The 12,537-nt window shown below is 58.0% G+C and carries 12 protein-coding genes; 8 read left to right on the top strand and 4 right to left on the bottom strand.

Translation table 11 applies throughout. The annotated features are described in order from the left end of the window. Positions 1 to 411: 411 nt before the first annotated feature. The 6 genes from FHS83_RS04445 to rlxS all read left to right on the top strand — a co-directional run bounded on the left by FHS83_RS04445 (position 412) and on the right by rlxS (position 5,975). Complete coding sequence (locus FHS83_RS04445; RefSeq protein ID WP_167081309.1) at positions 412 to 732, top strand: DUF736 domain-containing protein; 321 nt, start codon at positions 412 to 414, stop codon at positions 730 to 732. Positions 733 to 870: 138 nt separating this feature from the next. Then, on the top strand, positions 871 to 1,104 hold the full coding sequence (locus FHS83_RS04440) for a helix-turn-helix domain-containing protein (RefSeq protein ID WP_167081307.1): 234 nt from the start codon (positions 871 to 873) through the stop codon (positions 1,102 to 1,104). Beyond that, complete coding sequence (locus tag FHS83_RS04435) at positions 1,101 to 1,595, top strand: S26 family signal peptidase (RefSeq protein ID WP_167081305.1); 495 nt, start codon at positions 1,101 to 1,103, stop codon at positions 1,593 to 1,595. The genes FHS83_RS04440 and FHS83_RS04435 overlap by 4 nt, the downstream gene beginning before the upstream one ends. Further along, complete coding sequence (locus FHS83_RS04430; protein WP_167081303.1) at positions 1,583 to 2,167, top strand: lytic transglycosylase domain-containing protein; 585 nt, start codon at positions 1,583 to 1,585, stop codon at positions 2,165 to 2,167. Before FHS83_RS04435 ends, FHS83_RS04430 begins: the two co-directional genes overlap by 13 nt. Before the next feature lie 264 nt (positions 2,168 to 2,431). Next, positions 2,432 to 3,631, top strand: coding sequence for a DUF932 domain-containing protein (locus FHS83_RS04425; RefSeq protein ID WP_167081301.1), 1,200 nt, complete (start codon positions 2,432 to 2,434; stop codon positions 3,629 to 3,631). A gap of 364 nt (positions 3,632 to 3,995) precedes the next feature. After that, the gene (gene rlxS / locus FHS83_RS04420) at positions 3,996 to 5,975 is read left to right on the top strand and encodes a relaxase/mobilization nuclease RlxS (RefSeq protein ID WP_167081299.1); all 1,980 of its coding nucleotides are present in this window, start codon (positions 3,996 to 3,998) and stop codon (positions 5,973 to 5,975) included. A 131-nt stretch (positions 5,976 to 6,106) separates the two neighbouring features. Here rlxS and FHS83_RS04415 read toward each other — a convergent pair whose 3' ends face one another. Both FHS83_RS04415 and FHS83_RS04410 read right to left on the bottom strand, forming a co-directional pair. Then, positions 6,107 to 6,880, bottom strand: coding sequence for a hypothetical protein (locus tag FHS83_RS04415; RefSeq protein WP_167081297.1), 774 nt, complete (start codon positions 6,878 to 6,880; stop codon positions 6,107 to 6,109). Continuing rightward, positions 6,870 to 7,169 carry a hypothetical protein gene (locus tag FHS83_RS04410; protein WP_167081295.1) on the bottom strand — a complete coding sequence of 100 codons (300 nt, stop codon included), beginning with the start codon at positions 7,167 to 7,169 and terminating at the stop codon, positions 6,870 to 6,872. Before FHS83_RS04410 ends, FHS83_RS04415 begins: the two co-directional genes overlap by 11 nt. A 391-nt stretch (positions 7,170 to 7,560) precedes the next feature. On the opposite strand from FHS83_RS04410, the gene FHS83_RS04405 reads away from it, so the two are divergent. Continuing rightward, a complete protein-coding gene (locus FHS83_RS04405) occupies positions 7,561 to 8,526 on the top strand; it encodes an abortive infection family protein (RefSeq protein ID WP_167081293.1) in 966 nt (321 codons plus the stop codon). Positions 8,527 to 8,645: 119 nt separating this feature from the next. Here the strand turns inward: FHS83_RS04405 and FHS83_RS04400 are convergent, their stop codons facing one another. Both FHS83_RS04400 and FHS83_RS04395 read right to left on the bottom strand, forming a co-directional pair. Beyond that, positions 8,646 to 9,662, bottom strand: coding sequence for an HNH endonuclease (locus tag FHS83_RS04400; RefSeq protein WP_167081291.1), 1,017 nt, complete (start codon positions 9,660 to 9,662; stop codon positions 8,646 to 8,648). A gap of 195 nt (positions 9,663 to 9,857) precedes the next feature. Further along, positions 9,858 to 10,268: a hypothetical protein gene (locus FHS83_RS04395; RefSeq protein WP_167081289.1), complete on the bottom strand. Its 411-nt coding sequence runs from the start codon at positions 10,266 to 10,268 to the stop codon at positions 9,858 to 9,860. 254 nt (positions 10,269 to 10,522) lie between these two features. On the opposite strand from FHS83_RS04395, the gene FHS83_RS04390 reads away from it, so the two are divergent. Then, positions 10,523 to 12,535, top strand: coding sequence for a conjugal transfer protein TraG (locus FHS83_RS04390; RefSeq protein WP_167081287.1), 2,013 nt, complete (start codon positions 10,523 to 10,525; stop codon positions 12,533 to 12,535). The last annotated feature ends 2 nt before the right edge of the window (positions 12,536 to 12,537 follow it).

Here is a 12,537-nt window from a genome sequence, read left to right as displayed (position 1 = left end):
TTCTTCTATGTGCCTTTACTCGGATGAATTGGCCTCATTCTGCTGCCGCCCAGTATCGTGCTGATCATGGGTGAAGGCGGGCGAGGTTCCTTCTCCGATGCGCCTATCCCGTCTGCGGGGTGCCCGTCTGGCTGATCGCGTCTCTCATCGCGTGGGTTTCAAACCTTTCTTTCCTTGTTCTCGGCGCCAGACCTATGGGCGGGCGCGGTCCTTCCGAAACCATCGCGGGCCTTAGAAATTTCCCCGCGCGCCAAGGCGCGCTCCTCGCGGGTCGCCTGCGCTTTCAAATTTCCCGTCCGCTCCGGTCCTTCGCTGCGCTGCGGCCTAAGGTTCGGGTGCCCGGCTTCCGCCCATTACCGGTCCGCCATCGCAAGGAAGAATGGTCTTCCCGCGATCACATTGGAGACGAACATGCCAGCCATCGGTCACGTCACGAAGCGGGACGACGCCTATCACGGAGAACTTCGCACTCTCGCGTTCCGCGCTCCCATCGATATCCTGCCCAATTCGGCCAAAAACGGCAGCAAGCAGCCCGACTACCGGGTCTTCTCAAAGGCCACCGAAATCGGCGCAGGCTGGGTCAAACGCGGCAAGAATTCCGGCGAAGATTACGTCTCGTTGAGCCTTGCCGATCCCGCCTTCGGGCCGAAGAAACTCTACGCCAATCTCGGTCCCGCCGCCGGTCAGGACGATCCGAACGTCTTTGCGGTTCTGTGGAATCCGGCCAACTGATGCCTCATCGCCCCCGCGCTCCGGTGCGGGGGCTTTCTTTTTTCCGGCAAGTTGCGAGGGGGCTCAATCTGCCGGTGCCGCGCATTTCGTGAGCCACCTAGCTTCAGCATCGCCAACGACCAGCCACAGGGCGACACGATGCCGAAGCCACCTGAAAGCGATGATGAAGATGCTAACCGCCGCGCTACCGCGGCCCGTAGCGGCAGCCCGTTTCTCAGTTCCAAAGAAGCGGCATTCTATCTCGGCCTTAAGCCTCACACGCTCATTCACATGCGCATGCGTGGGGTCGGGCCGCGCTATCGCCGTCATGGGCGCCACATTTTCTATCACATCGATGATCTCGATGCGTGGTCGGAGGGGCGGCGGTCATGAGCCCGCGAGGCGCCATTCTCCTGGTCGCCGGGGGTGCCGCCGCGGCTTTGTTCGCGCCGCACGCACCGCGTCTTGTCTGGAACGCAACCGCGAGCGCGCCTATCGGGCTCTATCGGCTTTTGCCCATCCGTGATTTTGGCCGCGGCGATCTTGTGCTCGCCAAACCGCCACACTGGGTGCGCCCGTTGGCGGCAAAGCGCGGCTACCTGCCGTTTAATGTGCCGCTGGTCAAATGTATTGCCGCTCTTGCGGGCGACAAGATCTGCGCCGATGGCAACCGCATCGTCATCAATGGTCACATCGCGGCACTACGCCAGGAACGGGACGCAAGCCATCGTCCGCTTCCCCACTGGTCCGGCTGCCAAATCCTGCGCCCCGATGAGGTATTTTTGTTGATGGCCGATGTCCCGTCCTCCTTCGACGGGCGGTATTTCGGGCCGGTGTCGCGCCATGCGGTTCTTGGAAAACTGAGGCCGCTATGGATTTGGTGAGCGCCGCCGCGGCCTGCGTGCTGTTTTTTACGCCGCCTTTCGCTTGTCCGGCACCGCCGAACAAATCGGCTTTTGCGGATACTGCGGTTGCGTCCTGGCAAAGTTATATCGGCGAAGCGGCGCGGCGGTTCGCAATCCCGGAAGACTGGATCGCCCGTGTCATGGCGGCGGAAAGCGGTGGCCGTTTAACGTTGAACGGCAATCCGATCACGTCGCCCAAAGGCGCGATGGGCTTGATGCAGCTCATGCCGGAGACTTGGCTTGTGATGCGACAGCGCCTGAAGCTAGGCGATGATCCCTACGATCCGCACGACAATATTCTCGCTGGCGCTGCCTATTTGCGAATGCTGTGGGAGGAATTCGGCACGGAAGGCATGTTCGCAGCCTACAATGCCGGACCCACACGCTATCGCGCTTATTTGGCAGGAACAAAGCCGCTTCCGGTGGAGACCGAGGCGTATCTTGCGCGGATCGCATCCGGTCCGTCACCCCACATGAGACATGAACCATCGCGTATCATTAACACCGATACCGGTGGTCTGTTCGTGCCGTTGTCCTCCTCGCCGCGCTGATCAAAAGACCGAACGGCAGAGTTTCTTCTTGGAATGCTAAGGGGCGCTGCCCCTCGCGCGGGCAAGGGTCTTCGATGAACGGGCGCGGCGGTCTCCCCACCTCTCGCGCTTCGCGCTGCGAGGCCCTGCGGGGCCCTTCGGGTGGGTGATCCCCCTCCGCCGCGCCCGCCCTTGCCCTTGCTACACCCGGTCTCGCCGACGGGCAGGGGTTCAGCGCGGCGCTTCGGCTCGCGCCGAACCCAGCCCTTCAAAGGAGATCACCCAATGACTATCGAACCCCTCAATCCTCTCAAGGAACACTCTGTCACCGGCAGCTATCGCGTGGATATTTCGCGCGGCCAACGCATCGAACGGGTTTCGTCCGAATGGTTTTCCCGGCCTGATGACGAGCGCTATTTGAGCTTGTCGGAGCTTTATGACCGCGTGAAATCCCGCGCCGATCACGCCACCACCCGCACCGTGGAAAGCCGGGACGTGCAGGTTGAAGCCGCCCGCGATGATAGCGAACGGCTTTCCCTTGTTCTGCCGGGACGCGAGGAACCCGTTTCCCCGACCCATTGGAGTTTTGGGCAATTGTGCAGCCTTGTCGGTGCGCCATCCTCATATATGCGCGGACTGCCCGCCCCTTTGGCGGGGATCAATCTGCAATACGGGCTTTCCAGCCATCGCGCCGAACTCATCAAAACCTTGGAAGCCGAAGACGGCAAAATAGAGCTTCGCGCCCTCACCGGTCCCGATTACGGCCGCATCTGGGACCACGAATTGGTTGCCGCGGTGCAGAAAATTGCAGGCAACGGCACCGGCGACACCCGCTGGAAAGTGCCCGGCGTGCTTGATTGGGCAACCATGACACACAATCCGTTTGTCGATGTGAGCAAGGAAACCACCACGCTCTACGCCAGCGACCGCGACGTGTTTCTGTTTTTGGTGGATGACACCCATCCCATTGAAGCGGGGTGTCTGGCGGACGGCTCACCTGATCTTTACTTTCGGGGATTTTACGCCTGGAACAGCGAAGTCGGCAGCAAAACGCTCGGTCTCGCTTCTTTCTATCTTCGTGCGGTGTGTCAGAACCGCAATCTTTGGGGCACCGAAAGGTTCGAAGAAATCAGCATCCGGCATTCGAAATTCGCCGCCAATCGTTTTGCCCTGGAAGCCGAACCGGCGCTGGAGAGCTTTGCCAATTCCAGTTCCCAGAGCTTCGTTGCTGGCATCGTGGCGGCACGGGAACAGATTGTCGCTCGCAATGACGAGGACCGCGAGAGCTTCTTGCGCAAACGGGGATTTTCCAAACCGGAGACCGCCAAAATCGTGGAAATGGTCCTCAACGAAGAGGGCAAGAAGCCCGAAAGCATCTATGATTTTGTGCAAGGCATCACAGCTTTGGCTCGTCACAAAACCCATCAAGACGCCCGTCTTGACCTCGAAATCAAGGCCAAGAAATTGATGGAACAAGTCGCCTAATATCATTCGAAAGCCGTGCCGCCGAGTTTGGTGGCACGGCTTTTTTTGTGCCTTTGAGTGCGTCTAGTCACGCTTCTGATTGCGCGCCCCGCGGCTCATTCCGCCATCGCCGCGCCTTCCAGTTCATCTCTAAGATACACAATGATGCACCGTGGGGTGGGACGCCGGTGATAAGAGCGCGAAGGCAAGAGAAAAGCTCCGGCACCAAATGGCGCCGTTTTCCTGCCTGCACATCGAGAATTTTGGCACCAGGCCTGAGAAGCATGGCACCAACTGGCAGCCAACCTGCTGAGATTGCTAGACGGTCTTGGCACCAATTGCGGTTTGCGGGGATCGGCGCGTTGATGGCGTGGAAGGAGTTTCTATGCGCGACGACGAATTCGAACCCCATCTCGGAAAAATCGGCAGCCGGGCTCCGCGCGAGCGGAGCTATTTGCAGCGCGTGTTGCACACCGCCAATCTCGCGGGCCGCAGCGCGAAGGGGAAAGGGACGTTTCACGGCAGCCGGATCGGTCGCGGCGCCGGGATCGGCAGGGTGCTCGCAGCGCGGGATCGTTGCGGCGCTTATCGTCAGCGCCGGGTCGTGACCAAGTCGCGCTTCACCAAACTTGCCGGCAAGGGTCTGGGCGCTGCCAAAGCGCATCTGCGCTATATCCAGCGCGATGGGGTGACGCGCGAGGGTGAGCCGGGTCAGCTCTATAGTGCCGAACGGGATCGGGTGGATGGAAAAGAGTTTTTGGAACGCTGCGACGGCGACCGCCACCAATTCCGCTTTATCGTCGCGGCGGAAGATGCCGAGCAATATGAGGATCTGAAGCCCTTCATCCGCCGCCTAATGGCCCAGATGGAAGCCGATCTTGGAACAAAGCTTGATTGGGTGGCGGCCAACCACTTCAACACCGGCCACCCTCACACCCATATCGTCCTGCGCGGCAAGGATGACAAAGGTGAGGATCTCGTCATCGCTCGGGAATACATCTCCCACGGCATTCGCGAACGCGCCGCGGAAATCGTCACCCTCGATCTGGGTCCGCGCACCGATTTGGAGATCGAAGACCGGTTGCGGCGCGAGGTGGAGCAAGAGCGTTTCACTAGTCTCGACCGGCGATTGCTGAAGGATGTCGGTGACGATGGGGTGGTTCGGTCGACCGGTCCGCGCGATCCCTTCCAGCAGACCTTGTGCACAGGGCGGCTGCAAAAGCTGAAGCGCCTTGGTTTGGCTGAAGAAGAGCGCCCCGGGCAATGGCGTTTGGCGCCTGATCTCGAAAACACCTTGCGCCAGATGGGCGAGCGGGGCGATATCATTCGCAGGCTGCATCGCGAGATGGCTGGCAATGCTATCATGCGCGGTGCTCAGGATTATGCGATCTACGATCCGGCGGAACAGGACGCCAAGCCTTTGATCGGGCGGGTAGTGGCGCGCGGGCTATCCGATGAGATCAATGACCGGTTCTATCTTGTCGTCGATGCGGCCGATGGACGGGCCCATTATGTCGAGATTGGTAAAGCCGATGACGGCAATCCGACCCGTGAGGGCTCGATCATTGCTGTTCGGCCCAAGCCAGCCGGGGCGCGGGACGTAGATCGCACCATTGCAGATATCGCCTCGGCCAATGAAGGGCGCTACAGTATCGATCTTCATTTGCGCTATGATCCGAGCGCGACCCAAGATTTTGCCGAGACCCATGTGCGCCGGCTAGAGGCGATGCGCCGCTTGGTGGGGAACGTCGAGCGGGATCGGGACGGCACCTGGGTCATTGGCCGAGACCATCTGGAGAATGCCGCTGCGTTCGAGCGCAAACTAGCCCGCCTAGCACCGGTGCAGCTCGAAATCCTTTCCACGAACACGCTCGACCGCCAAGTCACGGCTGATGGTGCCACTTGGTTGGATCGCACGCTTGTGGCCCGCAATGAGATTGCCATCCACGAGGCAGGTTTTGGCCGTGATCTCAATGACGCTCTGGTGCGTCGTCGCCAATGGCTGATCGAAGAAGATCTGGCGCGAGAAGACGAGGCTGGGCGCACCCTCTATCGTGCTAATCTTTTGTCTCTCTTGCGGCGGCGCGATCTGACGCGCGCGGCTGGTCAGCTTTCGGATGAGTTGCGGCTGGCCTATAGCGAAACCAAGGCTGGCGACCACATCGAAGGTGTTTATCGCCGTTCCGTTGATCTTGTGAGTGGGCGATTTGCTATTGTTGAACGGAGCCGGGACTTTACGCTCGTTCCTTGGCGGCCCGTGCTGGAACGCAATCTCGGAAAATCCGTCTCCGGAATTGCGCGGGAGAACACGATCTCCTGGTCACTCGGCCGCCAGCGCAGCGGGCCGGAGATGCATGGCATGTAGTCGATAGTGAGATCGTGCTCTCAATGGTGATAAAATGCATGCTCTTCTCCAGATCAGCCACTGAAGCTTGTATCATCAGGGGGCTGTGCGCGCCCCTGCACCGATCGCTGATTGATTTCGAGTGTAAGAGTTCAAGTCGTTTCCAGCCGGGTCTCAACTGCAGCAACGATATCATTTATCGCTATTTGAGCTGCAGGAGAATTTGGATGGATTTCCGCACCGTGTTTGATGCCGTACGTTGCAAGTAGCCTTTCGGAGGAGGGTCGTAATTGAGCAGTCGTTAGCAAAAAATATTGCGGCGACCGGAATGCTCCGCTCACTAGGATGTCTCCCGATCGAGTTTTGAATTCGACCGTAGGCGCCACTGCGCCGGGGTCTAGATCAAGCGCTAAGCCAATTAACGACCGCGCGATATTCTTATCCAACGTTTTCTCTGCTTGATAAGCTTTTAGTTCGACACCAATGAAACGTGGGCCGCCGTACGGTCTTGTTTTGGGATCATGGCGTGCTGCATGCGCGAATGCACGTTGCACGATCGACACGTCGAGTTCATGGCGATTGTTACGCAGTATTGGCTGATGATTAAGTGAAATGTGCAACTCAAGCTGCCCGCCCTTCCAGACGATTAGAAAATGGCATGGCGCGTCCGAGGCAGCTAAGTGAATATAAGGAATGTTGCCCGGACCACCACGAACGTAGAATATATTGGTAGCGCTGTCGTGATGGTTGCGTGGCTGCACAATAGCGCCAGCATTATGCAGGGCTAAAGCTGCTTCGAAGGCCAGCCAAACCTCATAGGCTTTGCTCTCAGCTGTGAGACCAGGGGCCTTGATCGCCAAATGCGTCGCTGCCTTTCGCAAAGCCTTCTTCATTGCCGCATTGATCGGTTTGGGTTTAGTCGCCAAGTTCAGCCCCCATCGCTTCGCGCGTCAGGTCCCAGGCCTGTAGCCAAACCTCCAAGAACGCCGCAATCGCAGCCCTACGTTCGGGATCCAGTAAATGGTCAACGCTTTGCGGAAGCGATCGCTCATCAATGGTGTCGGGGATTACATCTATTGCGTCGATTTTGAAGTGTTGGGCAAGTCCAGTAAGGCGTTCACAAAGCTCTAACTCGCGCTTGAGTGCTACGGTCACCGCTTCATATAACAAATCGAGTTGTCGCAGGCCCCGCCCACGAGGGGTGTCGTCACGCACTATTCGCTTACCTTCAGCCTGGTCTTCGAAGATATTGGATCCGTCGTCCCTTTGGATGCGCGCCAGGGCGCGTAGTCCAAGTGGACTTATGGACCCTCCAGAAGTGGGGAGAGCAGTGTCAAAACGTCTGGGTGAACTTCGGCCAAAATAGCACCGGAACGGATTCGGATGCCGCATTATAGCGGATTCGGGATCCGCGAAACGATAAGCCGCGAAGCGGACGAAACATCGCGGCAGCAATTCACTGGCAAAAGCGTCTTCTCTCACAAGAGCGCAAAGGGGCTAGAGAAATAGGGCCACTTGGGAACCAAATGGGAACCGAGTATACTGGCCTTATGAAACCCTCGTGAAGCTTCAAAATGGGCTACCACGGACACTGCCTGAGCATTACATGTCTGACCGACCGCTGATTTCGCTTCGCCCATTTTCGCTGCGCCACGCCAAATCGCTGTCCGATGGCCGCCTGACACCCCCAGCCATTCCGGAAAATTTGCGGCACCGGCTATGGTCGACTCTGAGGGCGTTCAATGAGCCGGTATATTATAGTACGGACGACAATCCGAACTGGGTGCATAATTCTACTATCCTGGAGCAGGCAGAGGCGTCTTATTCTCGGTTGCTGGGCAAAGATAGCTACCGGGATGGATTCCGCGAGCCATTGGATCTCCAGCAGGTCGTAATCGCAGGACCTGGGCCGGACGTGTTGGACCTATTGGAGATCGTGGAGGCTGAGCAGGATGATGACCACCTCTCGCTCTATCAGCGCGCGATTAATGACGCCTTCACAGATTTCGGCTGCCCATGGCGGCTCTCTGATGGCGCTTTTTTCAAAATCGATTCTGAGTTTCTGGATGGTGAAGTCTTGGAACGTACCGTTCAACTCTTGGGCGGGCCCCAGTTTAAGGGCGCATCAGATGAGTTCCATACCGCGCGCGACAAGCTGACCGACGGGGCAATTCGCGATGCGATCAGCTACGCCTCGCATAGCGTGGAAAGCACGCTGAAGGCAGCCACTGGAATGGCGACCGGAGATGCGACGCAACTAGTTGCGCAGTTCATCAAAGACGGAAATATGGATGATATTCCGGCCGATAAGGCTAAGGCAGTTGCAAAGGCGCTGCAAGGTGTCGTGATCTTGCGCAATGAATTGGGCGGCCATGGTCAAGGTCAGAACGTGGTCACCCCCTCTCGCGCTTATGGCGAACTTGCAGTGCATATGGCCGGAGCCGTCAACCAGTTCGTTATTGAGCAGTTCTTGCGGAAAAATTCGCCACCGATGCCACAGACCAAGGCGTTACAAGTCCATACGAAACTGTCCATACCGGTCGAGGAAATGGACGACGAAATCCCGTTCTAGTAGCTAGGGCCACGTTGTTAGTCGTAGACGCCACTTCTAAGTCTGAGAATTTACCTGGTAGGACTGGACCCGTTGGCCAGCCTTGAAGTTCGCGTCGGGTGTCTTCACCAAATCGAGCTCTAGCGCCACTGTTGGCGCATGATTGGTTCGAAGCTACCTTCGGAAGTCCGAGGGTTAAACCGGAACGCAAACTTTTCCACGGGCTGAGGTGCCTTTTCAACGGAGGCCCAATTCATAGGGCGAAACCTATCGTACTCTATCCTCACCTCACTGTTTGGGCCCAGTTCGACCGACCATTTGATGTTCACGCATCCCATTGGGGCCCAATCAAGGTGATCTTCCATGTCGTCTGACATCAGATCAATCATTAAACACACCGATCCCGCGCAAAGAACAAAGATGATGTAAGGCGTTTTGTCAGTCTGATCTACGCGCTGGAGCAGGACCGCGCTGACCAGTTTCGGCGCATTACCTAGGCTCCCGAATGCGAGGCCTGTCTCGAGACAGGGAAACTCCACCGTGTCGGATTTATCCCTGATCCAGGCGCGCAGCTTCGTAAAATGAACGAGTTCTGCATCTGGCAATAGCGCATATGCCATCTTTGCCAGGGCTTTGTAGGCCAGTCGTGGCTTGAACGGGATTGGTGGAACCGGAAAGCCGATTGTCATTGTGCTAGTCAGCGGATTGATAGCAAGATCGGGCTCGCCAGCCGTCGCCATAAAGGCCAACCCCCGTCGGCCTTCACTGACAGTATGCTTGATCACTGACTTGCCTGCGGAGCGGCCCGTTTGAGGGACCTTGTTGGTTTTTCCAGCCATGCCGCCGATTGTCAGAATGGGACGGATAGCATCAACCAAGTTTGCCTCATATTCGGAGAAGATGGCGTTGCAGGTATCGCACTCGTCATTTGAAAATAGCCAAGTATTGCCCAATGCCTCAGGAACTAGATGAGCAACCTGCCGAAACATTTTGGGATCAGTCTGGTCACAGAACCGACAGCGACCCTTGCGACCGAAGTATTGCTCTTCGCAACCCACAGCGCCCTTGGCGTAGCGCAGCACAGAATATTTGCCGCCGAATTCGGCCTCGAAATCCTTGCTGGCCAGCGTGGCCCCATCCTCACTAGCAATAGTCATCTTTATTAGCGTCGATGTTGGAGTAGGCTAAATAACTCATTGTACCGCCTGTACGGTTGTTGCCAATACGGTGCACAGCTTTCTGGGCGGCATGACGTTCGAGACATCCCATTCAATCGGGATCATGCAACGATAGTGCATATGACGAAGTTGAAAAAGAACAACATCGAACAAATCAGATCGCGATAAAGCGCGTCAAGCCGATTGGCTGCGATCAACCGGTCCCATCAGCCGCGCGGCCGCAGTGCCGGCTACCACGATAGCTCCTGCGATCGCAAAGACATGGCGCCAGATTGGCGAGGGGATCACTCCTGTTCCTGTCAACTCCATCACGATGCCATATCCAGCCCAGGTTGCGGGAATCACGAATAGCGCGATTACCAGCCAGCGGAGAATAAGATTATGGCTCATAAGCGCCGCGCGTCCCGCGACGAAGACTGCCACACCCGCGACCATACCCACAGCAATGCAGCCGATGCCGGCGCCATGGTTGAGGGACCACCACCCGGCCGAGATCCCGATAGCGGCGGGCAGAGCATAGATGGCAAAGTTCCACAGAAGGACGAAGAACAGGCCGAGCCCGGCTAGTATTCCGACGATTCCCATCGAATCCTCCTTCAGCCACAAGGCAAGTTGCGGGTTGGCATTCTCGAATGTGATCGCAAATGGCGCATGTGAAATGCGGATGGTTGATTCTACTCGATCATCGAATCCCGCACCACAAAAAAGATGTATTGCGTACGGAACGTTGGTGTAGGTTCACGAGAGCCATCAAGAACAACAATGAGCAATAACGCGGCCAATTGAGCCCAAACCGCATTCGAACGATTCATTGACCCGCACCAACACGCGAGCGGGCGATGACGCCAACCAAGTTTCTCGCAGGCCAGATAGTTATCGTTTTTGCTGTCGTGATCGGCGGTTTGTGGTTTGCCACGCAATGGGCAGCACTCCATCTTGGCTACCAGCCGCGGCTTGGCTCGCCATGGTTCCCTCTGCTCGGTGTTCCCGTCTATTACCCTTGGCGCTTGTTCGAGTGGTGGTATGCCTATGAGGCTTACGCGCCCGAGCTCTTCAACCACGCCGGCGTGATCGCCGCGTCAGGCGGCTTCCTCGGGATCGCTGTTGCGATGGTCGGCTCTTTGTGGCGGGCGCGGCAGACCAAGCTCGTCACGACGTACGGTTCCTCTCGCTGGGCAAACATCCACGAGATTTCCCGCGCAGGCCTGTTCCGCCCTTCCGGCGTGTTTCTGGGAAGAGTGAACGAACGCTATCTCCGCCATGACGGGCCAGAGCACGTGATGGCATTTGCCCCAACCCGGAGCGGTAAGGGCGTGGGCCTTGTCATTCCGACGCTTTTATCCTGGACCGAAAGCACCGTCGTTCACGACATTAAGGGCGAGAATTGGCAGCTTACCGCGGGCTGGCGCTCACGATTCTCGCACTGCCTCTTGTTCAATCCGACTGATCCCCGTTCCGCCCGCTACAACCCGCTTCTCGAAGTGCGCAAAGGCCCGAATGAGGTCCGTGACGCCCAAAACATCGCCGATATCCTGGTCGACCCGGAAGGGGCTTTGGAACGGCGAACCCATTGGGAGAAAACCTCCCACGCGCTTCTCGTCGGCGTAATTCTTCACGTCCTCTATGCGGAAGAGGAAAAGACCCTCGCGCGCGTCGCAACCTTCCTTTCCGATCCGCAGCGCTCCTTCCAGCACACCTTGCGCAAGATGATGGAGACCAATCATCTCGGCTCCAAAGAGAAGCCCGTCGTTCATCCAGTGGTGGCCAGCGCAGCCCGCGAAGTTCTCAATAAGAGCGAGAACGAGCGCTCCGGCGTTCTATCGACCGCGATGTCATTCCTGGGGCTTTATCGTGATCCGGTGGTGGCCACGACCACCGCGGCCTGCGATTGGCGCATTGCCGACCTCGTCGATGCCAAACACCCGGTGTCGCTCTATTTGGTCGTGCCGCCATCCGACATTTCGCGGACCAAGCCGCTGGTGCGTCTGGTTCTGAATCAGATCGGCCGCCATCTCACCGAAAAGCTCGAGGGCGATCCGAGGAAGACTCCTCGCCACAAGCTCCTCATGATGCTGGATGAGTTTCCAGCTCTGGGGCGGCTCGATTTCTTCGAGGCGGAGCTTGCCTTCATGGCGGGCTATGGCATCCGGGCCTATCTCATCGCCCAAAGCCTTAATCAGATCAGCAAGGTCTATGGCGAGAACAACGCCATCCTCGACAACTGTCATGTTCGCATTGCTTTCAGCAGCAATGACGAGCGCACCGCCAAGCGGATTTCGGATTCCCTCGGGACGGCCACCGAACTGCGCGCCCAGCGCAACTATGCCGGTCATCGGCTGGCGCCGTGGCTGAGCCATGTGATGGTGAGCCGACAAGAAACGGCGCGCCCGCTCCTGACGCCCGGCGAAGTCATGCAGCTGCCGCCGTCGGACGAACTGGTGATGGTCTCAGGCCTCGCGCCGATCAAAGCCAAGAAGCTTCGCTATTACGAAGACCGCAATTTTCTGCGCCGCGTCGAAGCGACGCCGGACCTGTCCCTCCAGTCTTATCGCGATCGTCCTCCCCCGCGACGTGACGACTGGAGCGGGCAGGTCCGTACCGTTCATGTCGAGCTATCACGGCCCCTCGACAAGGAGTTTGGGGCCGCCGGCGGGACGGATCAGCAGCGCCAGCCCGAGCTTTGGGATGCGGTAGCGACCCCAAAGAAAATTCCCACAGTCGAACCCACGCTGACCGACGACGACGATCCAGCTTCCGACAGCCATGCCATGAGCACCGTTACTAAGGCGCATGGCATGAACAACGGCGAACCGCAGTCGCGCCCATCCCACGATTTGATGCCGGAGTTCTGATC

It is taken from the genome of Rhizomicrobium palustre (genome assembly GCF_011761565.1).
Lineage (GTDB): Bacteria > Pseudomonadota > Alphaproteobacteria > Micropepsales > Micropepsaceae > Rhizomicrobium > Rhizomicrobium palustre.
The sequence above is the reverse complement of the archived record's forward strand: the minus strand, read 5'-3'. Positions and strand labels throughout refer to the sequence as shown.